Here is a 25,861-nt window from a genome sequence, read left to right as displayed (position 1 = left end):
ATAAAGGAAAAGTTTAAGACTGGTTAGGAACGTAGTAGCTTTTTATTAATATAAGGATTTATTAAGGTTTAATGTTGGCGATCGCGCAAGATTAGGGATTGGGGATTGGGTACAAGAGGCAGAGGCGCAGAGGGGAAAAACTTACTGCAACTTCCCCCCTACTCGCCCTGCTTCCCCTGCTTCCCCTGCTTCCCCTGCTCCCCCTGCTCCCTCATCTCCCTCATCTCCCTCATCTCCCCCTGCTCCCTTACTAGGAGAAGTCAGAATTTGGTCTAATCAAGTGAAAAATGCGGTAATGAATCTAAATTTCTAATTAGTTTTGCCATTACTCGGAAAATTTAACGATTGATCGTCATTGACCCAAATTGCTTGTTGAGGCACAGAAATGGAAATTCCCGCTTCGTCTAGGGCAACTTTCAGGCGGCGGCGAAATTCCCGTGCGACATCCCATTGTTTGAGGGGCTGTGTTTTAATCCAGACACGAATAATCAAACCGCGATCGCCAAATTGATCTATTCCCAAAACTTGCGGCGGTTCCAAAATTTGACTCTGCCATTGCATTTCTTGATTCATCCGCTCGGCAATAGTTGCAATCAACTTCAAAGCCTCTTCTGTATCGGCTTGGTAGGCGATGGGAATCGTTAAATCGGCTCGTGACCAACGACTAGAAAGATTGGCAACAACTTTAATTTCACTATTGGGAATCGTGATCAAGCGCCCTTCTGAATCCCGCAGTTGGGTCATCCGCAGATTTAGATTTTCTACTAAGCCTCCGACGTTTCCCACATTAATCACATCGCCTAAAGCGTACTGGTCTTCTAAAATGATCAAGAAACCGTTAATCGCATCTTTAATTAAGTTTTGCGAAGCTAGAGACACCGCAACACCAACTAAACTGGCACCCGCTAGCAAGGGAACGATATCTATCCCCAAGGATACTAGCGCTATCAAGAAACCTACTCCTACCCAGATAACAGTAGTGATACTTTTAGTTACACCAGAAAATGTGGAAACTCGCAGTTGCAACCGTTCAGAACTTTCTGGGGTGAGGAAAGCACGACTGCTAATCAAAGTGGAGGCGAAGCGGTCAATTAGAGCGTAGGTCAAACGAATTGCTACATAGGTTGCTATGCATACAACACCTAATCGCAAAGGAAATTGGGCGGCTGTGAGAAGTGCTACCTGAAAACCTCGTGTATAGGGAAATAGACCCAAAATAAAGAAGCTTCCACCTCCCCAAATTCCGGCTTGACCGAGCTGAAATAATTGTCTTTTGGCTTCTTGGAGATGTTGCTGTTGCCGTTGATTTAGTTGTGTTGTAATTACTTGATCTGCTGGTTTTGGGTAGTTGAAGAGTTCCTTTTCGGTTTGGGAAGCAATGGAGTGTTTTAAATCCTTTTGGGAACGGCGCTGCCAGCCATATAGCCCCAAACTGATAATCACCATCGTCACTCCGATACCAGCAGCAATTTTACCTTGGTCGATTAGAGATGGAGTTTGTCTTTCTTGCTTTGCTTGTTGCAAGTCTTCTTCTAACGATTCTTTAACTTGATTTGCCGATGTCGATACATCTACCTGTCGCAGTGCAGCATCTTCAGAAGTAACGGTCATCAGATATTGACCGTTGACATAAATTACTGGTAATTCGTTGACTTGGCGAACTTCTACCTTGACTGGTGTTTTTGCTGGTGATTGAAAGTAATTTTGACCAATTTTCTGCAATTTATTTTGAATATCTTCTGAACGCTCAGGAAAATTAGTTCTTGTTGCTGCTATTTGAAATAACCGACGACCATCTAAATAAATCCAGCCCGAAACAACTCTGTTATCCGAATCATTACTCACACTGCTGGGAGCTTGCAGTTGCGGTAAAAAAGGAATCTGGGCTGTGGCTTTTGGCACAGACACAACGCCTATGGCCATTGAACTAGCGATCGCCAAAAATTGAAAGCGCACTCAAACACCTCCTTAAATTAAATCTACTGGTGACTACTTCTATAACTATCCTCCGTAATAACTTTGGGTAGATGTACCTATCTAAAGTTGGGGTTTTCCCTTTAGACGATGAAATTTTGATGTTTTTTTGTTTATCATCTATCTTTAGAGCGATGACAAGGTACTTAAAATCAGCAAATAAAACTGATTGGAGTCTTACCTCTCACCAAAGATAAAACAAAAAGGAAGAAGCTGGGCAGGAAGTTGACATTCTGGCGATCAAACGTCAAGCTAGTTTTGAGGATTATTGGCTAGTGATTTGCTTTCTTTCAAGCAAAAATCGCCAGTAGTAGAATAACCTAGTAGAGTGCGTAAATTTTACGTAGCTTTTTTTATTTTTTGAGGTAACTTTTGATGACCGCAACTTCTCCCCGATTAAAGCACGAGGTTAAAGACCTCGGCCTAGCTGCCTTGGGAAGACAGCGCATTGAATGGGCTGGACGCGAAATGCCAGTTTTACGGCAAATCCGCGATCGCTTTGCTCAAGAAAAACCCTTTGCTGGGTTACGCCTTGTGGCTTGCGCCCACATTACAACAGAAACAGCACATTTGGCCATCGCTCTCAAAGCCGGTGGTGCAGATGCAGTGCTAATTGCTAGCAATCCCTTATCAACGCAAGATGACGTAGCTGCTAGCCTCGTCGTCGATCATGAAATTCCCGTTTTTGCCCAAAAAGGCGAAGATAACGCAACTTATAGCCGCCACGTCCAAATAGCTTTAGATCATCGCCCCAACATTATCGTTGATGACGGTAGCGATGTAGTTGCAACTTTGGTACAAGAACGCCAACACCAAATTGCTGATTTGATTGGTAGCACCGAAGAAACCACCACTGGTATTGTGCGGTTACGCGCCATGTTTAGAGAAGGCGTTCTCACCTTCCCCGCAGTCAACGTTAACGACGCCGACACCAAGCACTTCTTTGATAATCGCTATGGTACTGGGCAATCAACCCTAGATGGCATTATCCGCGCCACAAATATTTTGTTGGCTGGTAAAAACGTTGTTGTTGTCGGTTATGGCTGGTGTGGTAAAGGTACAGCCCTCCGCGCCCGTGGGATGGGTGCTAACGTCATCGTCACCGAAATCGACCCCATTAAGGCAATTGAAGCCGTAATGGATGGCTTCCGCGTCCTGCCAATGGCAGAAGCTGCACCCCAAGGTGATATTTTTGTCACTGTGACTGGTAACAAGCATGTCGTTCGTGGTGAACACTTCGATGTCATGAAAGATGGTGCGATAGTTTGTAACTCCGGTCACTTTGACTTGGAACTTGATTTGAAATACTTGGCTGCACAAGCTAAGGAAATCAAAGAAGTTCGTCCTTTCACCGAAGAATATAAGTTGAAAAATGGTAAATCAGTTGTCGTTCTTGGACAAGGACGCTTGATTAACCTGGCTGCGGCTGAAGGACACCCCAGTGCAGTGATGGATATGAGTTTTGCGAACCAAGCTTTAGCTGTTGAATACTTAGTGAAGAATAAGGGTAAGTTGCAACCTGGTTTGCACTCAATTCCTGTTGAAGTTGATCAAGAAATTGCTCGACTCAAGTTGGAGGCTATTGGAATTACGATTGATAGCCTAACACCCGATCAAATTGAGTACATCAATTCTTGGACTTCAGGAACTTGATACATTGATTAGTTGATTTTTTAGGGGATAGGCGTTTTGCTTATCCCTTTTTTTGTTTCTCATGCAGAAACGCATAAAGAGGATATGATAAGAAAATATTATTTTAACTTTCTATGTCAGCGAAGGATTTCTTTCACAATGCAGTTCGTTTAGCTTTAGAAAAAGATAATTGGTTAATTACTGATGATCCTTTATCATTTACAATAGATGGTCTTGAATTTCGGATTGATTTAGGTGCAGAAAGACTTTTAGCAGCAGAAAAAGAAGGACAAAAAATAGCAGTTGAAATAAAATCTTTTTTGGGTAAATCAACGATAAGTGAATTTCATACAGCTTTAGGACAAACACTTAATTACCGTTCTATTTTAAGAAAACAACAATCTGAACGTATTTTATATCTAGCAATTAGTTATGAAATATATACAGATTTTTTTATGATTTCGTTTATTCAAGAAATAATTGCTGAACATAAATTAAAATTACTGATATTTGAAAGTCTTAAACAGGAGATTGTTTTATGGAAGGAATGAATTATCCTGAATTAGTCAAAACTGTATTAGGAAGACATATAGAAAATCATTTATCTCAAGAAACAGAAAAAAAGTTAATTTTTGATTGTGAACGAAATAGCTATTTAGTAGTTCATCTAGGTTGGGAAGGTGAAAAACGGACTTATGGTTCAGTGATTCATGTTGATATTAAGGATGGAAAAATTTGGATTCAAAGGGATTTGACAGAGGAAGGAGTTGCTAATGAATTAGTAGAGTTAGGAGTACCAAAAACAGATATTGTTTTAGGTTTTAGATCACCTCATGTGAGACAGTTTACTGGTTTTGCATCTGTTTAAATTAAATATAAATCTATCTTTGACTACTTTTGATCGTTCAAGCAAGTCCTGATGAAACGAGTTTCAAAAGCCTTGCATGAAAATATTCTAGGGACTGGGATTTTTACTCAGTATTGGCTCAACGCCCCGCTACCGCTAACAGCACTTTCCAGGCAGATTCTGCGAACGATTACCTTTTAGTGTGGAATTTTTGATGAAATTTTTCGACAAAATATTTCGGATTTTCTGATAACTTACTGTATTCTGGGATATCCTACTTTGTGGAAAGCCAAATGATGACTATGAATATGCAACGACTTATCAAAAAAACCTCTAATCCAATTCGCAAGAAAACAGAAGTAACTCCACCATCGACTGAACACATTGAAACGCCTGAGAGTCAAGATATTCCTGAATCGGTGGTTGAACCAAATCCACCTGCGTACATCGAAGCATCTGAATCGGACTACATCTGGGAACACTATCGCCCTTTGCGCTCCGTTGGTAACTCTGGCTGGCAACCGTCTGATGTGTGGCGCGAGTTGAGGGTTGATAATTTCTGCGGGTGAGTAATATTAACGCAGAGAGCCATTCGATTTACTGCTGAATAAAATTATACGTTTGTGTAAGTCCTGCTGAAATGTAATACCAATTCTCCAAAATCAGGCAACAGATGCAAATCACGAAAGACTTGCAGCATCTAAGTTTCTTAATTGCGAATTGCGTTAGTGCAGCGTTAGCGAGTCCGCGTTCGCTTTTAGCGTCTCGTAGAGAGCGTCATTGCAAATTGCGAATTGGTATAATTCCTCAGCTACAGTCCCATATTTTTGAAACTTTATAAATATCAATTTTCAATAAATATATATTGGACATCTGAAAAAAGGCTATATATCATACTCCTACAGAGATTTGATTGAGGCCAGAGCAATGAGTGAAAAAACAACGTCAGAGAATTTCAGAAGTAAAGTTGTCACACAAGGGGTGCAGCGATCGCCAAATCGGGCTATGCTGCGTGCAGTAGGTTTTCAAGATGAAGACTTTAAGAAAGCAATTGTGGGTGTGGCTAATGCCTACAGCACCATCACTCCCTGTAACATGGGGATTAATCAACTAGCACTCAGAGCTGAAGCGGGAATTAAACTAGCCGGGGCAATGCCGCAAATGTTCGGCACAATTACTATTAGTGATGGGATTTCTATGGGAACTGAGGGGATGAAGTATTCCCTAGTGTCACGAGAAGTGATTGCTGACTCCATTGAAACCGTCTGTAATGGTCAAAGTATGGATGGCGTGATTGCCATCGGTGGCTGTGATAAAAATATGCCAGGGGCGATGATTGCAATAGCAAGGATGAATATCCCGGCTATCTTTGTTTACGGTGGGACAATTAAACCCGGATACTATGAGGACCGCGACTTGACTGTTGTGAGTTCCTTTGAGGCTGTGGGTGAATACAGTGCTGGTAAAATTGACGACACCGAACTGATGGAAGTAGAACGCCGCGCTTGTCCTGGCGCTGGTTCTTGCGGTGGGATGTATACAGCCAATACTATGTCTTCAGCCTTTGAAGCGATGGGCATGAGTTTACCCTATTCTTCCACAATGGCGGCAGAAGATGTCGAAAAAGCCGATAGCACTGAAGAATCAGCCAAGGTATTAGTAGAAGCAATTCGCAATCAACTTTTACCCCGGCAAATTATCACGCGCAAATCTATAGAAAATGCTATTTCTGTAATTATGGCTGTGGGTGGTTCAACTAACGCCGTGTTACATTTTCTGGCGATCGCTCATGCGGCTGGTGTAGAACTTAATCTAGATGATTTTGAAACTATTCGTGGTCGTGTCCCTGTTTTATGTGATTTAAAACCCAGTGGTAGATATGTCGCTACAGACTTACATCAAGCTGGTGGTATTCCCCAAGTGATGAAAATGCTATTGGTACATGGATTACTTCACGGCGACTGTATCACCATCACAGGTAAAACCATCGCTGAAATTTTAGCAGATGTCCCCGATGAACCACCCACCAATCAAGATGTGATTCGTCCTTGGAATCACCCGATGTATGCTCAAGGTCACTTAGCCATCCTGAAAGGGAATCTGGCAACAGAGGGGGCGGTAGCAAAAATTACCGGGGTGAAAAATCCCGGCATTACCGGTTCTGCACGGGTTTTTGATTCTGAGGAAGAATGCTTAGATGCCATCCTTGCAGGTAAGATTAAAGCCGGTGATGTAATTATCGTCCGCTACGAAGGCCCTATTGGCGGCCCTGGGATGCGGGAAATGCTAGCACCCACCTCAGCAATTATTGGTGCGGGTTTAGGTGATGCAGTCGGGTTAATTACTGATGGACGCTTTTCCGGCGGTACTTACGGGATGGTAGTCGGACATGTTGCTCCCGAAGCCGCCGTTGGTGGTGCGATCGCTCTGGTGGAAGAAGGTGATAGCATCACTATTGATGCTAATTCTCGCTTGTTACAAATAAACATAGACGATGCAGAATTAGCCAGTCGCCGCGCCAAATGGCAACCCCGTCCACCCCGTTATACAAAAGGCATCTTAGCAAAATATGCTAAGTTAGTTTCCTCTAGCAGTGTTGGTGCTGTCACAGACTTGGATTTATTTCATGAGTAGAAAGTAAGGGTAGAGACGCAATATATCGCGTCTCTCTACAAGAGTATTAGATGGCAAAATCAAAGGTAGTGTGTCGGAGAAACCACTCAAACATCCATTTGAGATGAGAGAACGAAGGAATCAAAGCACAGAAACGCCGCACCCAGGTTTTAGCTTGTAACCAAATATCCTCAATTGGATTTTGTGATGGGCAATTAGGGGCTTTAGCGTTCGCAATGAATTTTCCACTGCTCTTGAGACAAACCAAGGTTGATCTCGCCTAAAAAGTTTTGAACCAGATGTGAATCGGTTCTACCGCATATTTTATGGTACAAACAAACAACTAACGAATTAAACAAAATAAACTTAACTAATAGTAAAACTCAAAATCCAAGTTGGATATAGTTTTGTAGTATTTTATTGAAACTAAAATCATGAGTAAGATATAATTAGTAATATCAGCTTTTATTGTTTTTCCGCATCAAATAAGTTTTATTCCTTTCCTAGTTTTTAATTCAACATAAGAGCATTATTCATCATCAACTTCTGATTCTTCTACCCATTCTGGTGTAGTTATGGAATCGGAGAATTCTGGGAAATCATCTGCAAAGCGGATAATTTGTCCGTTGAAAAATTCTGCAAGACGTTGAGCTGCGATCGCTACTTCGTCAGGTTCCCAATCCGGTGCGGGTGTTTGTTTTGGGGGTGGAGGCAAAGTTTGCATCCCGTTTCCATTTACACCATTTCCATTTAGATTATTGCCATTTACCCCGTTTCCATTTACACCATTGCCATTTCTTGCTGCCAACTCGCTTTTTTGTGGTGCTGGTGGTGGATTAGCTGGCTGTGGTGTCGGGGCTGGAGGCGACATTTGCTGGTTGTAGCTAGGTGTGGGTGATTGCTGAGGGCGAATAGAGTCTTTTGGGGGAGGATTTTTTTTAGCTGAGGTAGAGTTTGAAGAAGTTCCTTTTTCTATATTTATCTGAATTTCACGCTGGAAAGTCTGCTGGAAAGCTGCCGTAATCATCGGTAGATAAGATTTCCCTTTGTCATACCATGCCTGTTTAATCGCAATTCGAGCCACAACACCGTCGAACTCTATGAGTTGGCTCATTTGACGCAGCATTTCTTGCCTTGATTTTGGCTGGAGGTTGGCAAGCACTTGTTGCCAAATCTGAGTTAAGTCATATTCTGCTTCGCCAACAACTTCTGAAGTTACTGGTTCAATTTTCGCAGGTGACGCGCGCACAGATACAGGTTCTGAGGTTGGTGGTGAAACTGAGTTAGCAACAGAATTGTGATTTGTTTGCTGTTCAACAGGGGAAGATGAAGTGACGGACTGATTTTGGGCAGCCGCTTGATGATTGGCAGATGCAGAATTATTATTTGTTTTCGGTTCAGCCAGAGGTACAGAAGAGACTGGGTGATTTTGGGCAACTGCTGGAGGATAGCTTGGAGATACAGCAGGTGTATTAACTCGCGGCGCGACACTTGGGGCTTGTGGCTGAATATTCGTCGCACTGGGTAACAGTCCTAGTAATGTTACCTCCAACCACAAACGCGGCTGGGTGGTATTTTTAATTTGCACTTCAGCTTCTCGCAAATGTTTTTGTCCTGCCAAAATCACGCTCATATCGAAGTATTGAGCAAATTCAACTAGCGCTGTCCAGGTTTGCTGAGTACAAGCAACCAAATCGTGGCGGTTGGGTGCTGTTTTCGCAATCAGTAAATCGCGGTAAAAAGCGGCGAGGTTTTGCAGAATAGTTAGAGGTTCTCGACCACGATCTAGAATGTGGTGAGTACAGTCTAGAACTGCTTCCGGTTTATCTTGAGCGATCGCATTTAAAAGCGCTAACAAGTCCTGTTCGCTTACCGTCCCCACCAAATCCCAAACTCGCTCTGGTGTCACTTCACCCGCTAACAAGCCCAATTGGTCGAGTAGACTTTCGGCATCCCGCAACCCTCCCTGAGCAAGTTGGGCTACCAAGGTGACAGCATCGGGTGAAATATGAATGTTTTCATAAGATGCGATCGCACTTAAATGCTTCACCATCGCCTCTAACTGAATGCGTCTAAAATCAAACCTTTGACAGCGCGAAATAATCGTTGGTAACACCCGTTGCGGGTCTGTTGTTGCCAACACAAAAACCACGTGTCTCGGTGGTTCTTCTAGTGTCTTAAGTAGCGCATTGAATGCTTGGGTACTGAGCATGTGGCAATTATGCACCAAAAGCCCGTTTGCCACAAAGTTATGATTATCTGCTACTTCAATGTCATAAACTCGCTCAACCCCAGCGAGGTGAACAGATTCGACTGTCTCCAAACTTGTAATCCATTGAGGGGATGGAATATTGTTTAAGGTCTGCCAGCCATTTTCTACTGGTGCTTGCGCCCATCTGAATGTAGTGGTATGTTTTGCCTGTACTACTTCTGGTATAAAACTTTGTTGCGGCTGAATATCCCATTGCTGTAAGCCAACTGGCGATGAGTTGATTTTCTGCGCCAGAGAATCCTTCTGTATGCAATTGAATTTGTGGACTTCCTTGTGGACTGAGACTGAGTGAGCCATCATCCATGTACCACCAAGCAAGTCCTTCTGGGGTAATTCGATTAAGCCAGTCCATAGAAACGAGTTTTTTATCCCTATTCGGTTTAACGATTTCCAAGACATCTTTGAGTTGGGGATGACAAGCGGTGTTACAGGTAACTGATATGTTTCCGTATCCTTTGTTAGCTGTAATTCGCAATTTTGGACGTAATTCTTCAAGGCGATAGGCTTTGTATTCCAACCATTCTCGCTGTTTTTCTGAGTGTGTCTAACACAATCTGGGGAATCTACTGTATTTATTGGGATAACTGATAGAGCAATCTCCAAGTAAGGTTCCGTAGATAAGCCCAAGTGCATTTGGTTGTATAACTGCCGCATCTGCAAGGAACTTTTCTGTTCTAAGTTCCCAAATTCCGTGTCCTTTTTTATATGGATGTTTTTCCCAGCGAGACTGGATACTGATAATTCCTCGGCCCTTTTTTTGTAAAAAGGTTGGGATATCCAGCTTTTCTCCACACCCGCAAGCACAGAAAGGTCGGAGTAATTCGGCTTGTTTAAGGATGGATTCCAGGTCGTATGATTTTTGCCCTGATGTATTACCTTTAAACTGGTGTCCGCTAGCAAATCTCCGGGTGCGTCCATCGATACCAAATTTGTAAATGAGGATGCCGCATCCACATTCACAGGGGATAGTATCTTCACTCCTTCTTTTACGTCCTTTGCTGGTAGCCATCCCTGGTTTGTCCTAACTAAATGATTACCCGTACATCTAATTTCTCGGTTAGTTGTCTTGATAACCACGGTTTGCCGTTCTCCTTGGTCTAACCACCTGACAACTTTCTTGAATTCCCACTTAAGAGATGAGTCGTTGTAACTTAGAACCTTCTTGTCTTTAATTTGGGGATCATCAATTCTTTGAAATCCCTCATCAGTCAAAACCAGAGAATCTCCAGTTAGGCATTCATCGATTACATAAACCTTGTAGCGACACTGCACAGGAGCAAACTGGGCTTTTTCAATCAACTCGCGGATATTATCGACACCAGTATTACTCGCTGCGTCGATTTCAATTACATCTAGAGCGTAGCCCTTAGCGATCCCCTGACAAACTTCACACACACCACAAGGTTCAGCCGTGGGCTTGTCACCTTTGAGACAATTAAGGGATTTAGCCAAAATTCGGGCACTAGAAGTTTTCCCCGTACCTCTGGGCCCAGTAAATAAGTAGGCAGGGGCGATTTTGGATGTGCCGATCGCGTTCGTGAGGGTGGTGGCGATCGCCTCTTGACCCACCAGTTGAGCAAAACTTTTGGGACGATATTTGTGGTGCAGGGGTTCGTAAGACATGGAAATATAGACTTCAATGCCTTTCAAAGTTAATTACTAGCACCGAGTCGAGTTTAGGATTCAATTATTTTAAACTCTCGTACCTGGCTTTATTTATCGATGTTGCCACAGCGCCAGACTCAACTGATGCCGTAAATTTTGGCACTCAGCAAAGCAAGCAACCAGAGATGATTTCAACATCAATGTATGGGAATTATAGCATATCATTTAGTACATTTGTTCTGATTCAGAAGTGGAGAGCAGGGAGCAGGGGAAGAATAACCAATGACAAATGACCAATGACAAATGACCAATGCCCAATGACTATACGTTTTATTGACTGAACTAACGCTATAGTCCAGTGCGATCGCTACAATTTTATAGATAAGCAATATTCGATGGTGCAGCAGATGCTCAAGCGGCTATTTCAATGGCTCAAAAAGCTTTTTGGGGGCTTGTTTGGTGGAAAACAGACTACCTCAAAATCTCGGGGGAATGTGGAAAAAGAACCAGCACCACCCTTAAGCGATACAGATCTGGAATTTCTCTTCAACGAACTGTTGCAGGGAGTACATCAAGCACGAGGGGAAGCATGGGCCCAGAAGTGGCTGCATAATATCGAACATCGCATCACAACTCAAGATTGGGTTGAGTGGTTAGGGCGCTTTGGCGACAGATTGCTCGCATCTCCTACACCCAATAATGAAATGGCTGCACGGTTAGTGCAACTGGGTGAATTGGGCATCGGAGAAATTGGAGATGTTGCCTATAATATCGGGATGCAGTTGTTGTCACGCAATGAAGGCGAACCAGTTTGGGAATATGAAGGGCCAGATGCTTTTAGCACTCCTTTGACTTCTGAGGTAGCTGCCCCAGTATCAGAGTTAGCAGATGCACCAGAGAACCCCCCAGAGGGAGAATATCAAACTGTCACCCTAGAACAGTTATTTGTGATGTTGCAGGAGGATGAAAATTTACGTCAGCAGATTGCTCAACAGCTTGCCGTTGAAACAGACGATCCAGAAGTGCTTGTCCAGGCATTAATTAGTCAGTTATATCCTGCTGGTCAATCGACTACAGAGCAAACTGAAAATTAACTGCTTGCCAAGAGTCAAATTCAAGAGTTAAATCTGGGAATTGTTACGTTGTAATGCTATGCTCTTGAAGATTTGTATATTTTTTGCTAACCTGCTACGCAAGCGCTGTCTGAATCTAATGGATTTTTACGTAATTGATGATTTTTATAACACAACGATGGCTACAATCTAGAAAAATAAAATCCAAGAGTGTGGCAGATGCTCAGGCGGATATCGCAGTCGCTTAAAAGGTTTTTAAAGCGCCTCATTGCAAGTAAACAGAATAGTTCTCTCAAGCGTACGAGAGGACGCAATCTGGTGGGGGTACTACCAGAACTAACCAATGCCGATCTAGAACAATTGTTTATCCAATTGTTAGAAGGCGTGCATCAAGCACGAGGACGACAGTGGGCATTGAGGTTTCTGCAACGGATCGAAAATCGCATTCCGGCTGAACGTTGGATAGACTGGTTGGTGATGTTTGGTGAAAGCTTGCTAGCTTCACCTACACCAAATCCTCTTTTAGCAACACAGATGGTGCAATTGGGGGAACTTGGTGTTGGCAGAATTGGAGAAGTTGCTTATGACATTGGCATTCGGCTAATGCAAAACTTACCTACAGAGATAGAATATCAGGACAATCAGGCACAAGATGACGGAGAAATTACTCCAGGGCAAGAACTGATCCGCGATTTGGGCGAACAGTTATGGGAGTATGATGAGCCAGATGTAATAGAAACTACTCCAGGGCAAGAACTGATCCGCGATTTAGGCGAGCAATTATGGGAGTATGATGAGCCAGATGTGGTAGAAACTACAACCGATGAAAAAATTCTCCCAACTTCTCCTGGACAAGAGCTAATCCGTAGCTTAGGCGAGCAATTATGGGAGTATGATGAGCCAGATGTTGAACCAATAATATCAGCGCCCCAAAATGCCTCTTTTGAAGAAAGATTGCCCGAAAACTTAGAGGAACTGGTATGGGAATATGAAAGGGAAGACGCCCAAACCACAATACTAGAAAATATTCCTCTGCCTGCACCGGAAGATTCAATCAGCTTGTTAACCCAACTTAGGTTCGACGAAGAAGAAGTTGTTGTTCAAATTACAACACCAGCAAATCTCCTTTCCACTAGACAAAGGACTGAATTAGCAACGTCTGACTCGGTGGAAACCTGGGATAACACTTTGACGAATTTAGAGCCAAATGTGGCTAATACTTTAGATGAGTTGTGGGTGAGGTTGGATCAAAGTACCAATTTAGTCCAGCAACTTGCTTCGGATTTGGCAGTTCAAAGCAGTAATTCCCCTGGTATTATTGAGCGACATAGCGATAATCCGATTATCCACGCTCAAGGGTGGTTTTACCAAGGTCTAAGCCAAGCGAAAACAGGTGATTTGTTAGGTGCGATCGCATCTTATGACCAAGCCATTGAACTGCAACCCGAATTCGCAGAATATTGGTTTAATCGAGGCTTAACGCTGTTCCATTTAGAACGTTTTGATGAAGCGATCGCCTCTTATGAAACAGCCACAGAACTGAAACCTGACTACTACAAAGCTTGGTACAACCGGGGTGGAACTCTCGGAGAATTAGGATACTTTGAAGAAGCGATCGCTTCTTTTGACAAAGCGATAGAAATTAAGTCAGATTACCAAGAAGCTTGGTCTAGCAAGGGTTTGGCACTGCTGAAATTAGGTTGGCTACCAGAAGCTATTGCTAGTTATGACCAAGCACTGCAACTCGAACCAGAAGACCAGGAAAACTGGTATCACCGAGGCATAGCCCTTGCTGTCAGCGAACAATTTGCCGAGGCGATTATATCTTATGACAGAGCTATAGAAATTAACCCAGAGTACCACGAAGTTTGGATAGACCGGGGTGTAGTGCTGTTTAATTTAGGCAGGTGGTCAGAAGCGATCGCCTCTTGGGATAAAGCCCTGTCAGTTCAAGCCGACTTCTACTTAGCTTGGTACAACCGGGGTATAGCTTTAGACAATTTAGGACGCCGCACTGAAGCGATCGCCTCCTATCGGCAAGCGATCGCCATTAAACCCGACTTCCACTTAGCTTGGTATAATCAGGCAGTAGCACTGTTTTATTTAGAACAATTTGCCGAAGCGATCGCCTGTTATGACAACGCTTTGCAAATTAAACAAGATTATTGGGAAGCTTGGATTGGTCGGGGAACTGCGATCGGTAATTTAGTAGATTCTGAGGCATTGCAGAATTTGTCGAGTAGTCTCATAGCGACAAATCCCGTCTTACAACAGGGTGGCTACGAAGGAAAATTAGCCAGCTACGAAGAAGGCTTAAAGCATCTGCGGACAGATACCCATCCAGAAGGTTGGGGTAGATTGCATTTTGCGATCGCTAATACCTACTATGAGCAAGGTAAGAAACATACCAATCCCCGCGATTATTGGCGCAAAGCTGCATCTGAGTACCATCAGGCGCTGTTAACCCTGACACTAGAATATTTTCCCCAGTTGCACCTAGAGGTTTTACAATCTCTAAGCAAAGTGTTGATGGGTTTGGGACAAACCACACAAGTTCAAGAATTGCTGCAACGTGGCACAGATTTATTGCGACAATTACTGAGTGAAGAAACTCGCTCAGACGAAAGTAAAAAACAGCTAGCTCTAAAATTTGCAGGCTTCGATCAATTGGCAGTTGATTTAGCTGTGGAGTCCGGTGATTTAGTAGAAGCTTGGGAAATTGCCGAACAAGGTAAAAATGCTTGTTTAAACTGGCTGCTTTCTGGTTGGAATGATCATATATACTCGCCTTATTATGGCGCAATTCAACAACTATTCAATCCCACAACAGCAATTATTTACTGGCATATTAGTCCAGTAGCTCTACATACTTTCATTCTCAAAGACCAAGCACCATCACCGATTCTCCTGTTTACACCCATGCAAGATGCTGGGGCAATACCTTTAGGAGAAGACGTTATCCGTCTAAATGAATTGCCTCTACCCGAAGCAGTGCAACGCCTAATTGAATTTGAAATTTGGCTAGAAAATTGGCATCAACAATACCAAGAATATCGCAGCACAGCCCACGACAAAGAAAGTAAAATTCAGCATTCTTGGCGAGTTGAGATGGAAGAGAAACTGTTGCAACTGTATAAAATTCTGAATATTTCCACAATTGCACAGGAACTCGAAGGCATCACCCAACTAGTCTTAATTCCTCACCGCGACTTGTATAGATTGCCCATTCATACACTTTTCCATCTTTCTTCACCATCACCAGAAGAGTTACCGAATGTGGAATCAAATTTCAGCGTTACCTATCTACCGAGTGCTCAAATAGGTTTATCAATTAGAACTGAGGATATTTGGCAGTGGCAAAATAAGTTATTGCTCAGTGTTGAACATCCTGAAAGTACAAGTTATCCTACACTTAAATTTGCCAAACTGGAATCTGAAATTGTTAGTCAGATGTTCAATAATATCCAACGAATTCAGGGAGTAGAAGCTACAAAAAACATTGTCGAAAATGCCTTATCTGATAATTACAATATCTTGCATTTTACGGGTCACGTCACTAATAATTTAGCTGAACCTAAAAAGTCAGAATTAGCATTAGCGGGTGAAGACAGACTTACTCTAGATGAAATCTGCCAACAAAATCTAGATAGTTATAACCTTATTACCCTCTCTGCGTGTGAAAATTTAAGTACTAACAACCACACTATTAGCAGCGAATATGTGAGTTTAGTCAGTGGTTTTGTCAGTCAGGGCGTACCTCATGTAGTGAGTACTCTCTGGACTGTAGAATCTTCGGCTAGTGCTTTGGTGATGATCGAGTTTTACCGACGATTACAGCCCAATAAATCAGCAGTTACTGCCTTAGCTGAAGCAACAAGATGGCTGAAAGAACTAACTGCTGGAGAATTGACAAAATGGTATGAAGATGTTTTGAATAATCTGCATCCAGAGGAAGTAAGAATTCAAACTTATTTAGCGACACAACTATATAGAAATAGTAAAATGGCATCAGATAAACATCTTTATAATCATCCTTACTACTGGGCAGCATTTACGATTACGGGTAAGCCAAATTAATCCTTTAAAACTTAATCAAAATAATTCGTAATTGACAATGACGTTCGATAGCGTTCGCGCAGCGTCTCTCCTTCTCTACGAGACGGTGTAGATTGTATAATTATTTGATGATTCTCTAATTCTGATTTTGTGATATTTTCATAATCCGCAAAATTAGATTTAATCACAAAATTATTATTGGCAAATTTTGATTCTGTGTCTAATTCAATATTTTCGCCAGAATCAAGTCTACGAGCAAGCAACATTACTTGTGTTGCAATTAATTTTGGTACACGTATTGTAATTGTGTCTTTATTATTCTAAGTGAAGTTAATTTTGCCATTCTATGTGTGCGTATGATGGTAGCTGATTCTAGCCGAAACTTTGAGATTCCAAAAGTTGTGCCAAAAGTGGAGAGGCGTAGCTTGCCGCGAGTTATTAATTTTGGATAAAGTCGAGCTAAGACATCAAGAAGTCTAAATGAGTCCCTGGTTTAGAACGTAGCTCATCTGGGGAGCCTTGAAGCACCAACTTGCCGCACTCAAGTAATACAATCCAGTCAGCACGAATGATAACTCTAGGGCGATGACTAATTAGGATGGTAGTTTTGCCACGCCGATGAGACAAAAGTTGGTCGAGGATTCGGAATTCATTAATGGGGTCGAGGTTAGCAGTTGATTCATCTAAAATCAGGACTGGTGGATCAGTGACAATCGCTCTGGCGATTGCTAATCGTTGCCGTTGTCCTCCAGAAATACTTGCGCCAAACTCTCCTAAAACCGTTTGATATTTATCAGGTAGTTGACTAATAAATTCATCCGCTTTTGCCATTTGACAGGCGGTGACGATTTCCTCAAAAGTGACATGGGGAGCGGCTAAACGAAAGTTAGCAATAATTGAACGACTCCAAAAGTGAGGTTCTTGGGGAATCAGAACAACTTGTTGGCGCAAACAATCAAGAGAAAGGTCTTGCAAGTTATACTTCCCGATGCGAATATTACCAGATTGCAAAGTATACAATCCCGCAATTAATTTCGCTAATGTACTTTTACCACAGCCAGATTCGCCAATTAAAGCAACGACCATACCCCCAGGAATTATCAGGGAGAAGTCTTCTAATAAATCAACTTGACCAGGATAATTAAAGTTGATGTCAGAGTAAACTATATCAGCACTAGCAGGGATGTTAACAAAAGGTTTAATGGCATCGCCTGGTGAAATTTCAGAAGTCGCATCAGTAACTTCGCTCAGACGTTCAGCAGCAGTTTTTATCCAGGTTAATTCGTTAATGATGATGACCAAATCAGTCATTAACCGAATCACATTTTGAGCTAGAGTATAGGAAGCAACGAGTTGACCAATACTAATTTCTCTAGCAAATACCAATTGGCTGGCAAGCCATAATAAGCCAACGCTACCAAGATTAGAGACAATATCTGAGAACGTGCGGTTAACAACTATAATTTGGATGGCACGAAAAGTCATAGCACCCACCTTACCAGAACGCCATTGAAGTTGTTCCCATAATTGCGGAGCGGCGGAAGTAGTTTTAAGCGTTAGTCCTCCCTTAAAAGTTTCTACCAAAATCGCTTGGTTTTTCCCATCTTCAGCTAAGACTGTGCGAGTTTCTTGGCGGAGTTTAGGTAGTAATAGTAGCGTCGATAGCATCATAATAGTTGCAATAAAAGCAGTAACTAGCATGAGTTTCCAACTATAAAAAAGCAAGAAACCTAAAGACGCAATGGCAATAAAAAACTCGCTAGGTAAAGCAACTAAAAGCTGGGAGATAACATTTCTAATCCGTTGGATATCTCGAAGACGGCTAATAATTTCGCCGCTGCGATGCGTTTCATAATAAGTTAGCGGTAGGCGTAATATCGTCCTGGTAAATTCCAGAATCAGTCCCAACTCTAGGCGTTGAGCAAAGTGGGCAATCAAGTTTGACTGCACTAGTCTCAGTCCGCTACCAATTAGACTTATGACAACAACGGCAATCACTATACCGTTAAGTAGCTTTGTATCTTGCCGTACCAGCACATCATCGCTAAGGATTTGGATCAGAAACGGGTAAGCAAGAGTAATTAGACCGAGAACGAAATTGAGTAGCAATGCTTGTAATACAATCCCTCGGTACGGCAAAATGCGCTGTAAAAAGCGCTCTAAATTGTTAACTTGATCATTTGGCTGTTCGGCGAGGCGAACTGGGTCAGCCTCCAGTAACAGCATGATGTAATTCTGCCAGCCCTCGGTTAGTTGCTTTTGGGACAAATAACGGATACCAATAGCAGGATCTGCGATCACATACTTCTTGCCCTGCCGCCCATACAATACCACCCAGTGATATCCCAGCCAGTGAATAATTGCAGGCAAAGGTAGATCATCAATTTGATCAAGAATCTCTGGTGCCGCTTTGACTCCTTGGGAATTGAATCCTAAAGCCTCTGCACCTCGTTTCAAACCCAGTAGCGTTGTTCCCTGTTGGCCTGTGCCGATAACTTCCCGAATGTGGCTAATTGCGAGATTAGACCCGTAGTGTTTAGCAATCGAAGCCAAGCAAGCTGCCCCACAATCTGACTCACCGTGCTGTAATATACACGGATAATTAATAAACATATATGTTTATAAATTAGCCAATAGAATTTGTTAGCCTATATTTACGCCATGCTGTACTAGAGTTAGTGGCGGTGTTTCCGAATGAAGATTAGCTTAGTTTTGATTGACATTATTCAAGTCTACTAAAACACTAAGGTAATTCAGTCAAACATCTGATAAATGACGACACATTCTTCCAAATCATTATCATCTTGAGTGATCTACATCCAGACCTACTGCGTACAGTAAAAAGCGAGGATTTTCTCCCTGCTATCGGCATTTGGACAAACTTTGGTAGCTTTTTTTTAGTCGCAACAGTGGGTGCAGCCATTACCTTTGCTGCTGTCATCAAGTATAATGTCACTGTCAAAGCTGTTGCAAACGTCCGACCTAGTGGGGAAGTGCGGCTTGTGCAATCTGCTAGTGAAGGAAGTATTAAAAGTATTTTAGTCAAAGAAAATCAGGTGGTCAAAAAGGGAGATGTCATAGCCACCATCGACGATTCCCAACTCCAGATAAAAAAAAGCCAACTGGGAGGGAATATTCAACAAAACCAGTTGCAATTAGGGCAACTGGATGCCCAAATTGGTACGGTGGATGAGCAGGTAAAGACCGAAACTGACCGTATTAACGGCGCTGTAGCCTCAGCCGAAGCAGGTTTAAGGAATACTCAACGCGACTATCAACAAAGAAAACTTACTGCTAGTAGTCAAGTCCAGGAAGCTGACGCTAATATTAAAATCGCTTCTAATGATTTGCAAAAAGCTCAAGTCGAGTTAAAATCAGCCCAAGCTCAGGTTAGAGCTAATGAGGCAGCATTACAAGCAGCAATAGTTAAGCGCGATCGCTATCAAATCATCGCCTCTTCCGGCTCAATTCCTCAGAATCAACTCGAAGAAGCACAACTGACGGTGACTCAGCAACAACAAGCTGTATTGTCGGCAAAAGCATCTGCTGAAAGTCAAAAGCAAGAGATTTCAAAGGCAAAACAGGCAGTGTCAGTGGCGATCGCCAAACGCAATAAAGAGATAGCTGCACTGAATCCAAGTAATGCAGTGATATCAATCGCAAAAGAGAAAATTGCTACAGAACGAGCCAGTGGTGGTACTCACTTAGCCCGATTAAACCAAGAACGAGAAAGTCTACTACAGCGTCGGATTCAAACTCAAAATCAAATTAACGATACTCAAAAAGACCTCAAACAAGTCGAAACTGAACTACAAAAAGCTGTAATTCGCACAACGGTGGCAGGCACGATCCTGAAATTGGAACTGAGAAATCCTGGGCAAGTAGTACATTCTGGGGATGTGATAGCTCAAATTGCCCCTACTAATGCTGCTTTGCTAGTCAAAGCCCATGTTGCATCTCAAGATATTGGCAAGGTGAAAGTTTGTCAGGAACAAAAAGTTTCAGATTGTAAACAGGGCAAGGTAGTTTTGCGGGTTTCTGCCTATCCTTATCCGGATTATGGTACGCTTGCTGGTGCTGTCAGAGCTATAACTGCTGATGCGATTACACCTCAAAGTAACACGATCACTTCACCTGCACCTTACTACGAGGTGACAATCCAGCCGCAAAAGCTTTCTTTAGAGAAGGACAATCAATCCTATTTCATTCAACCAGGAATGCAAGTTACAGCAGACATTATTACCAAAGAAGAAACTTTGCTGACATTTATTTTGAGAAAGGCAAGGCTGATCACAGATTTATAATTGGGCTTTGGAAACGCTCCAAAGTTAAGTTCCCATCTAACTTCACGATTGTTCTTGCCAATGCTCTGCTAGGAATCCGGCGTTGCTAGTTACTCTTGGTTTTGCGCTTTGCGCTCGGAAGTACAGGGTACTTAGCATCTTGGAGTCGAATAACTCGTAACGCCAGGTTAGTAAGATGATTTACGCTCGTAGTGCTGGTTAAAGAATCTCTAAAAGCCTCTATAACCCCTCTAAAATACCCTACAAAAGGGACAAACTTAGTGCTTAGTTGAAGTGGCGTGCTAACAATAATCCGCCACCGCCACTGATATAAGACATATCTTTGTCAGTCAGAGGCACTATGGGCAAAGATGGCTTTGCTAATGTTTTGGATTGTTCCGGAACTTGTTTATTAGTTTTCATGATAAAATCCTTCGTATTTAAGTAAATTGAGATGGTTGGTTGAACTTGTTCCTAGTAACCAGAGTTGTCAGTTACTCTTGGCTTTGGGCGATCGCTTGCAGTGCTGGTTAAAGAATCTCTAAAAGCCTCTATGACCCCTCTAAAATACCCTACAAAAGGGACAAACTTAGTGCTTAGTAGCGTAGTATTATGTCGCCACCACTGATATAAGACATATCTTTGTCAGTCAGAGGCACTATGGGCAAAGATGGCTTTGCTAATGTTTTGGATTGTTCCGGAACTTGTTTATTAGTTTTCATGATAAAATCCTTCGTATTTAAGTAAATTGAGATGGTTGGTTGAACTTGTTCCTAGTAACCAGAGTTGTCAGTTACTCTTGGCTTTGGGCGATCGCTTGCAGTGCTGGTTAAAGAATCTCTAAAAGCCTCTATGACCCCTCTAAAATACCCTACAAAAGGGACAAACTTAGTGCTTAGTAGCGTAGTATTATGTCGCCACCACTGATATAAGACATATCTTTGTCAGTCAGAGGCACTATGGGCAAAGATGGCTTTGCTAGTGTTTTGGGTTGTTCCGGAACTTGTTTGTTTGTTTTCATGATGCAATCCTTTGGTGATAAATACGACTAGTGGTGGTATTTTCTTGACCATCCAGAAGTACTTCTTGATAATAACTTGGCAGAATGCTCGTTACAACTAGCTGTTACTAAACGAAAAATTAGTGGTGGTTCGCGATCGCTGTGTCGATTTGGCCATACTCAAGTCTATTGACTGTCGTGCAAACTTGTCATTTTCAGCAACGTTTATAATTCTCTAATTCTGATTTTGTGATATTTTCAGATCTGGCAAATTTATCTAAGCTTATTGACATTAGGTGAAATGAACCTGTGTTGCTTAATTGCCTACTATGTCTAGTTTTCAGACTTTTTATTGTATCGAACTCAGGTTACATAAACTCTAGCGATTTACCGTAAATTAAGATATAATTCTCGTCTCAATCAGTGGCAGCTAAAGTTTATGAACACTGTCTATGTTTCAGATTTAGACGGTACATTGCTTGGAGATAATGCAATTCTTTCTTTGTTGAGCAAGAAAGTCCTTCACGAACTCTTGCATCAAGGACTACAGTTTACTGTAGCTAGTGCGCGTAGCGTTGTTTCTATGCAAATGATGCTGAAAGGTTTGAATCTTCGTCTACCAGTTATCGAATTTAATGGTGCTTTTATTTCTGATTTGGATTCTGGCAGACATGAAATCATTAACTCTATTTGTCCTTCTGTAGTTGAAAGTATCTACAAACTTATCCTGGAGTTCGGCTGTGTTCCGTTTGTATCTAGTTTTAATGGCAGAGAAGATTGTGCTTACTATAAAGATGTAATCAACGAGGGTATGCGATGGTATCTTAATGATCGCCTCACAAGCAAAGACCGAAGATGGCGAACAATTGAAGATTTGATGCATTCTTTTAGCGATCAAGTCGTTTGTCTGACCGTAATTGGGGACGCACAACAACTGCTCGAACTTCAAGGTGCGATTATTCAAAAACATGGAACTACCACAGAGACACACTTGATCGAGAACCAATACTCTCCGGGGTGGTACTGGTTAACAATTCATGACTGCAAAGCTACTAAAGACCAAGCTATTCGGACTCTGGTAGAGAATTATGGGTTACAGGAAAGTGAGATTGTGGTCTTTGGAGATCAAATTAATGACATTAAAATGTTCAAAATTGCTGATCGTGCCATTGCAGTTGCTAACGCAGATGCCGAACTCAAGCGTTACTCGTCATTGGTAATTGGCTTAAATACAGAAGACAGCGTGGTTAAATACATTCGTCAGGATTGGTCGAACAAATGTGCTGTAAAATCAGACTCTGACATCCGCTAGCATCGTCAAGGCTGCTATTTTGATGGAGATGCGATCGCTCGGTAATACTCTTAAGAGATATTAAGCTGTCAAAAATTACTCTTAATGATACTGAGAGGATGAAAATTAAGCCGAAAATAATGCTTGCAGACCATTTTGCGGCAATGCAAGACCCACGAGTTGAGGATACAAAACGGCATAAATTAATTGATAAGCTGTTACGCATTTAAGTTGCACATCAAGTCGTGAGGTTGTCCTTTGTCAATTGTCTTTTGTCCTTAGTAAATACAAATGACTAATGACTAATGACGGTCTACACAGAGTTTGTGCAATATGTAGACGCGTTAGCTTATTATTCCGACTTGATAATTACGAATTAGTAATTATTTGATCAAGATGATAATGCCTCTAAATCCGCTTATGAATAGTGTTTGAGATGCACTTACCTTAGTATGGTAAATAATGATCAACGGGTGTATGGGGAAATTTGTTATGCCAGATGTTCGGTTTGATAAATACTATCGTTATGAAGACCTGACACGCATTCTACACAGTTATGCAAAGGAATTTCCCCAACTAGTACGCATAGAAAGCATTGGCAAGAGTTATGAAGGACGTGACATCTGGGTATTGACAGTAACCAACTTTGCCACTGGCGCACATCAAGAAAAGCCTGCCCTCTGGGTTGATGGCAATATTCACGCCACTGAATTAGCGCCATCAAGTGTTTGTTTATACCTATTGCAAACATTAGTTACAGCTTACGGTACTCATTCAGAAATTACCCGTTGTTTAGATACCCGCACCTTCTACATTTGTCCCCGTGTCAATCCTGATGGTGCTGAGTTGGCATTGGCTGACAAACCGAAATTTATTCGCTCTGGTACTCGTCCTTATCCCCATGATGAGGAAGGCAACGATGGGTTAGTGATGGAAGATATCGATGGCGATGGTCGGATTTTAGTGATGCGAATTCCCGATGCTAATGGGGCTTGGAAAGTCTGTCCTACTGAACCTCGCCTGCTGGTGCGACGCGAACCAACAGAAATCGGTGGTCAGTATTATCGCGTACTACCAGAAGGAAAGATAGAAAATTACGACGGAGTTCAGATTCAAATTCAGCGTTCTAAGGAAGGGCTAGATTTAAACCGGAATTTTCCATTTTTGTGGCGGCAAGAATCTGAGCAATCGGGGGCTGGCCCTTATCCTACATCTGAAACAGAAGTGCGATCGCTTGTTCAATTTATCACTACACATCCTAATATTACCGGAGCGATCGCCTTTCACACTTTCAGCGGTGTTCTCATCCGTCCCTATACCCACCTCAGTGATGACGAATTCCCGGTCAATGACCTCCGCACTTATCAATGCATTGGTGCAAAAGGTACTGAACTTACTCAATACCCAGCTATCTCTGCCTTTCATGATTTCCGCTATGACCCCAAAGACGTAATTACAGGTACATTTGACGACTGGGCTTATGAATATCAGGGTCTATTTGCTTGGACAGTGGAAGTCTGGAGTCCACAGCGCCAAGCTGGAATTAATGATTACAAATACATCGATTGGCAGCGAGAACACTCTGTAGAAGATGACTTGAAGTTGCTGCGTTGGAACGATGAAAAACTTGCAGGCAAAGGCTACGTAGATTGGTATCCCTTCGAGCATCCCCAACTCGGTCAGATTGAACTAGGCGGCTGGGATACCATGTACGCTTGGACAAATCCACCCCCTGAATTTCTAGAGAAAGAAATAGCCCTCTTCCCAGAATGGCTGGTTTGGCATCTGTTAATATCTCCTCGTTTAGAGATTTACGAAGCCAGTGTTCACAACTTGGGTGATAATACTTATCGGGTGCAATTGGTTGTGCATAACACAGGCTGGTTGCCCACTAATGTCACCCAAAAAGCTTTAGAAAAAAAGCTGGCGCGGGGCTGTATCTGTGAAATCGAACTACCTCCTGGGGGAACTTTAGTAACGGGTAAGCTTCGTGAAGAGTTAGGTCAATTAGAAGGACGAGCCTACAAGCCTTCAACTCCCATTAGACGGCACAGCGATCCTACCAAGGATCGGGCAAAAGTGGAATGGGTGGTGCGTGCGCCTCAAGGTAGTACAGTTAAACTGCTAGCTTGTCATGAACGTGCTGGAGTTGCTCGCACTGAATTGACATTCCCATAATTTTGACATTTAAAATTCTCAAAAATTACCCTAATACAACTTTGTCTAAATCGATAATTAACGTTCGCCTAATTACACGCGACGAACTTCCCCAACTTTTGGCTTTATATAATCACCTAAATCCTGTTGATGCGCCTCTACCGACTGATGATGTTTTACAATCTATCTGGGATGGAATTTTACACGATCCCCGTTTATATTACATTGTGGCTGATGTTGATAACCAGTTAGTAGCAACATGTAATTTAACCATTGTTCCCAACTTGACGCGTGGCGCACGTCCATACGGTATTATTGAAAATGTTGTCACCCATCTCGATTATCGACAACAGGGATATGGTACACAAGTGCTGCATTATGCCTTAGCTTTAGCATGGCAGCAACAGTGCTATAAAGTGATGCTTCTGAGTGGCTCAAAACGCGAAGAGACGTTGCACTTCTATGAAAATGCAGGGTTCAAACGTGGACTAAAAACTGGATTTGTTGCCCTACCTCCAGAGGAGTGATGAGCAAGATTGATACAGATTAGACATCTTTCAAAAACCCTAGTTTATCTTTGGGTTCCCTTTTATAAAATAGTCTTTTGTAAAAAAATAATTCTTAGCCGAAAATATTGGCGCAATCATGCTCGAAAATTTTGATTGCGATCGCTAATTTCCAGTCTAGTATTTGAAAATTTACCATCAAAGACAACTATCTAAAGAGTGAAAGTTTTTCCCCAAAATCCAGCCCTGAGTTAGTTGTATAATTTCGATCACAGATTAACAATACATCATATCGCCAAGAGGCATTTTATTTATTAAATATTGCAAAAGATCATGATACATTAAGTTTGACGGCATGAAACCCTCGGCAATTATAAAGAGATGGCTATCAAAGGCCAATTATTTTACTGCTTGACTGCAATTTTAGAACTGATAAAATCGCCTACCTGCATTAATTATCTTTATTGTTGCAACAGAAGAGATTACCACAGTATGCGTACTTCTCTTTAGTGCGATCTGCGGTTCTTTAAAAAACAAATAGGAATCCCATGC

General features: G+C 42.2%; 19 protein-coding genes and 2 pseudogenes. 13 read left to right on the top strand and 8 right to left on the bottom strand.

The genetic code is table 11. The annotated features are described in order from the left end of the window. Window positions 1-309: 309 nt before the first annotated feature. Window positions 310-1,956 carry a mechanosensitive ion channel family protein gene (locus RMY63_RS29450; protein ID WP_322732097.1) on the bottom strand — a complete coding sequence of 549 codons (1,647 nt, stop codon included), beginning with the start codon at window positions 1,954-1,956 and terminating at the stop codon, window positions 310-312. Window positions 1,957-2,349: 393 nt separating this feature from the next. Here RMY63_RS29450 and ahcY point away from each other — a divergent pair, with 393 nt between their 5' ends. The 6 genes from ahcY to ilvD all read left to right on the top strand — a co-directional run bounded on the left by ahcY (window position 2,350) and on the right by ilvD (window position 7,087). After that, window positions 2,350-3,627 (top strand): adenosylhomocysteinase, encoded by a 1,278-nt coding sequence (gene ahcY, locus RMY63_RS29445; RefSeq protein ID WP_322732096.1) that lies wholly within the window; start codon window positions 2,350-2,352, stop codon window positions 3,625-3,627. 113 nt (window positions 3,628-3,740) lie between these two features. Further along, complete coding sequence (locus tag RMY63_RS29440) at window positions 3,741-4,157, top strand: XisH family protein (protein ID WP_322732095.1); 417 nt, start codon at window positions 3,741-3,743, stop codon at window positions 4,155-4,157. Then, the gene (locus RMY63_RS29435) at window positions 4,145-4,474 is read left to right on the top strand and encodes a XisI protein (RefSeq protein WP_322732094.1); all 330 of its coding nucleotides are present in this window, start codon (window positions 4,145-4,147) and stop codon (window positions 4,472-4,474) included. Before RMY63_RS29440 ends, RMY63_RS29435 begins: the two co-directional genes overlap by 13 nt. Window positions 4,475-4,525: 51 nt before the next feature. Continuing rightward, complete coding sequence (locus RMY63_RS29430; RefSeq protein WP_322732093.1) at window positions 4,526-4,654, top strand: hypothetical protein; 129 nt, start codon at window positions 4,526-4,528, stop codon at window positions 4,652-4,654. A 92-nt stretch (window positions 4,655-4,746) separates the two neighbouring features. Then, window positions 4,747-5,022 (top strand): hypothetical protein, encoded by a 276-nt coding sequence (locus RMY63_RS29425; RefSeq protein ID WP_322732092.1) that lies wholly within the window; start codon window positions 4,747-4,749, stop codon window positions 5,020-5,022. 358 nt (window positions 5,023-5,380) lie between these two features. Then, entirely contained in the window at window positions 5,381-7,087 is a 1,707-nt protein-coding gene (gene ilvD / locus RMY63_RS29420) for a dihydroxy-acid dehydratase (protein WP_322732091.1), read from the top strand. Between the two features lie 46 nt (window positions 7,088-7,133). Here the strand turns inward: ilvD and RMY63_RS29415 are convergent. Both RMY63_RS29415 and dnaX read right to left on the bottom strand, forming a co-directional pair. Further along, window positions 7,134-7,329 (bottom strand): annotated as a pseudogene (locus RMY63_RS29415) (IS630 family transposase); the annotation flags it as partial. A 266-nt stretch (window positions 7,330-7,595) separates the two neighbouring features. Continuing rightward, the gene (gene dnaX / locus RMY63_RS29410) at window positions 7,596-10,961 is read right to left on the bottom strand and encodes a DNA polymerase III subunit gamma/tau (RefSeq protein ID WP_322732112.1); all 3,366 of its coding nucleotides are present in this window, start codon (window positions 10,959-10,961) and stop codon (window positions 7,596-7,598) included. Window positions 10,962-11,350: 389 nt separating this feature from the next. Here dnaX and RMY63_RS29405 point away from each other — a divergent pair, with 389 nt between their 5' ends. After that, window positions 11,351-12,037 carry a hypothetical protein gene (locus RMY63_RS29405; RefSeq protein WP_416212562.1) on the top strand — a complete coding sequence of 229 codons (687 nt, stop codon included), beginning with the start codon at window positions 11,351-11,353 and terminating at the stop codon, window positions 12,035-12,037. 198 nt (window positions 12,038-12,235) lie between these two features. Then, window positions 12,236-16,093, top strand: a complete 3,858-nt coding sequence (locus RMY63_RS29400) for a CHAT domain-containing protein (RefSeq protein WP_322732089.1) — start codon at window positions 12,236-12,238, stop codon at window positions 16,091-16,093. 11 nt (window positions 16,094-16,104) lie between these two features. On the opposite strand, the gene RMY63_RS29395 is transcribed toward RMY63_RS29400, so the two are convergent. Both RMY63_RS29395 and RMY63_RS29390 read right to left on the bottom strand, forming a co-directional pair. Beyond that, window positions 16,105-16,338, bottom strand: coding sequence for a hypothetical protein (locus tag RMY63_RS29395; RefSeq protein WP_322732088.1), 234 nt, complete (start codon window positions 16,336-16,338; stop codon window positions 16,105-16,107). Between the two features lie 193 nt (window positions 16,339-16,531). Continuing rightward, a complete protein-coding gene (locus RMY63_RS29390; protein ID WP_322732111.1) occupies window positions 16,532-18,679 on the bottom strand; it encodes a peptidase domain-containing ABC transporter in 2,148 nt (715 codons plus the stop codon). Between the two features lie 197 nt (window positions 18,680-18,876). On the opposite strand from RMY63_RS29390, the gene RMY63_RS29385 reads away from it, so the two are divergent. Beyond that, window positions 18,877-20,376 carry an HlyD family efflux transporter periplasmic adaptor subunit gene (locus tag RMY63_RS29385; RefSeq protein ID WP_322732087.1) on the top strand — a complete coding sequence of 500 codons (1,500 nt, stop codon included), beginning with the start codon at window positions 18,877-18,879 and terminating at the stop codon, window positions 20,374-20,376. Window positions 20,377-20,640: 264 nt separating this feature from the next. Here the strand turns inward: RMY63_RS29385 and RMY63_RS29380 are convergent, their stop codons facing one another. From RMY63_RS29380 to RMY63_RS29370, 3 genes are all read right to left on the bottom strand, one after another. Next, on the bottom strand, window positions 20,641-20,778 hold the full coding sequence (locus RMY63_RS29380) for a hypothetical protein (RefSeq protein ID WP_322732086.1): 138 nt from the start codon (window positions 20,776-20,778) through the stop codon (window positions 20,641-20,643). A 173-nt stretch (window positions 20,779-20,951) separates the two neighbouring features. After that, window positions 20,952-21,077 (bottom strand): hypothetical protein, encoded by a 126-nt coding sequence (locus RMY63_RS29375; RefSeq protein WP_322732085.1) that lies wholly within the window; start codon window positions 21,075-21,077, stop codon window positions 20,952-20,954. A 173-nt stretch (window positions 21,078-21,250) separates the two neighbouring features. Continuing rightward, window positions 21,251-21,376 (bottom strand): hypothetical protein, encoded by a 126-nt coding sequence (locus RMY63_RS29370; RefSeq protein WP_322732084.1) that lies wholly within the window; start codon window positions 21,374-21,376, stop codon window positions 21,251-21,253. Window positions 21,377-21,407: 31 nt separating this feature from the next. Here RMY63_RS29370 and RMY63_RS29365 point away from each other — a divergent pair. The 4 genes and pseudogenes from RMY63_RS29365 to RMY63_RS29350 form a co-directional block, all read left to right on the top strand. Further along, window positions 21,408-21,580: pseudogene (locus tag RMY63_RS29365) on the top strand (IS66 family transposase); the annotation flags it as partial. Between the two features lie 214 nt (window positions 21,581-21,794). Next, a complete protein-coding gene (locus RMY63_RS29360; RefSeq protein ID WP_322732083.1) occupies window positions 21,795-22,667 on the top strand; it encodes an HAD family hydrolase in 873 nt (290 codons plus the stop codon). A 471-nt stretch (window positions 22,668-23,138) separates the two neighbouring features. Next, window positions 23,139-24,824: a M14 family metallopeptidase gene (locus RMY63_RS29355; protein ID WP_322732082.1), complete on the top strand. Its 1,686-nt coding sequence runs from the start codon at window positions 23,139-23,141 to the stop codon at window positions 24,822-24,824. Between the two features lie 41 nt (window positions 24,825-24,865). Next, window positions 24,866-25,330 carry a GNAT family N-acetyltransferase gene (locus RMY63_RS29350; RefSeq protein ID WP_322732081.1) on the top strand — a complete coding sequence of 155 codons (465 nt, stop codon included), beginning with the start codon at window positions 24,866-24,868 and terminating at the stop codon, window positions 25,328-25,330. The last annotated feature ends 531 nt before the right edge of the window (window positions 25,331-25,861 follow it).

The organism is Nostoc sp. ChiQUE01b, assembly GCF_034531255.1.
Lineage (GTDB): Bacteria > Cyanobacteriota > Cyanobacteriia > Cyanobacteriales > Nostocaceae > Nostoc.
Note: the sequence above shows the minus strand (reverse complement) of the source record. Positions and strands in the feature narration are given on the sequence as shown.

Excerpts from the sequence above, each read along its gene's own strand:
- ilvD (WP_322732091.1), top strand. The coding sequence starts at position 5,381 with ATGAGTGAAAAAACAACGTCAGAGAATTTCAGAAGTAAAGTTGTCACA.
- RMY63_RS29425 (WP_322732092.1), top strand. The coding sequence starts at position 4,747 with ATGATGACTATGAATATGCAACGACTTATCAAAAAAACCTCTAATCCA.
- RMY63_RS29440 (WP_322732095.1), top strand. The coding sequence starts at position 3,741 with ATGTCAGCGAAGGATTTCTTTCACAATGCAGTTCGTTTAGCTTTAGAA.
- RMY63_RS29355 (WP_322732082.1), top strand. The coding sequence starts at position 23,139 with ATGCCAGATGTTCGGTTTGATAAATACTATCGTTATGAAGACCTGACA.
- RMY63_RS29405 (WP_416212562.1), top strand. The coding sequence starts at position 11,351 with ATGCTCAAGCGGCTATTTCAATGGCTCAAAAAGCTTTTTGGGGGCTTG.
- RMY63_RS29430 (WP_322732093.1), top strand. The coding sequence starts at position 4,526 with ATGAAACGAGTTTCAAAAGCCTTGCATGAAAATATTCTAGGGACTGGG.
- RMY63_RS29370 (WP_322732084.1), bottom strand. The coding sequence starts at position 21,376 with ATGAAAACAAACAAACAAGTTCCGGAACAACCCAAAACACTAGCAAAG.
- RMY63_RS29400 (WP_322732089.1), top strand. The coding sequence starts at position 12,236 with ATGCTCAGGCGGATATCGCAGTCGCTTAAAAGGTTTTTAAAGCGCCTC.
- RMY63_RS29395 (WP_322732088.1), bottom strand. The coding sequence starts at position 16,338 with ATGTTGCTTGCTCGTAGACTTGATTCTGGCGAAAATATTGAATTAGAC.
- RMY63_RS29435 (WP_322732094.1), top strand. The coding sequence starts at position 4,145 with ATGGAAGGAATGAATTATCCTGAATTAGTCAAAACTGTATTAGGAAGA.
- ahcY (WP_322732096.1), top strand. The coding sequence starts at position 2,350 with ATGACCGCAACTTCTCCCCGATTAAAGCACGAGGTTAAAGACCTCGGC.
- RMY63_RS29375 (WP_322732085.1), bottom strand. The coding sequence starts at position 21,077 with ATGAAAACTAATAAACAAGTTCCGGAACAATCCAAAACATTAGCAAAG.
- RMY63_RS29360 (WP_322732083.1), top strand. The coding sequence starts at position 21,795 with ATGAACACTGTCTATGTTTCAGATTTAGACGGTACATTGCTTGGAGAT.
- dnaX (WP_322732112.1), bottom strand. The coding sequence starts at position 10,961 with ATGTCTTACGAACCCCTGCACCACAAATATCGTCCCAAAAGTTTTGCT.
- RMY63_RS29380 (WP_322732086.1), bottom strand. The coding sequence starts at position 20,778 with ATGAAAACTAATAAACAAGTTCCGGAACAATCCAAAACATTAGCAAAG.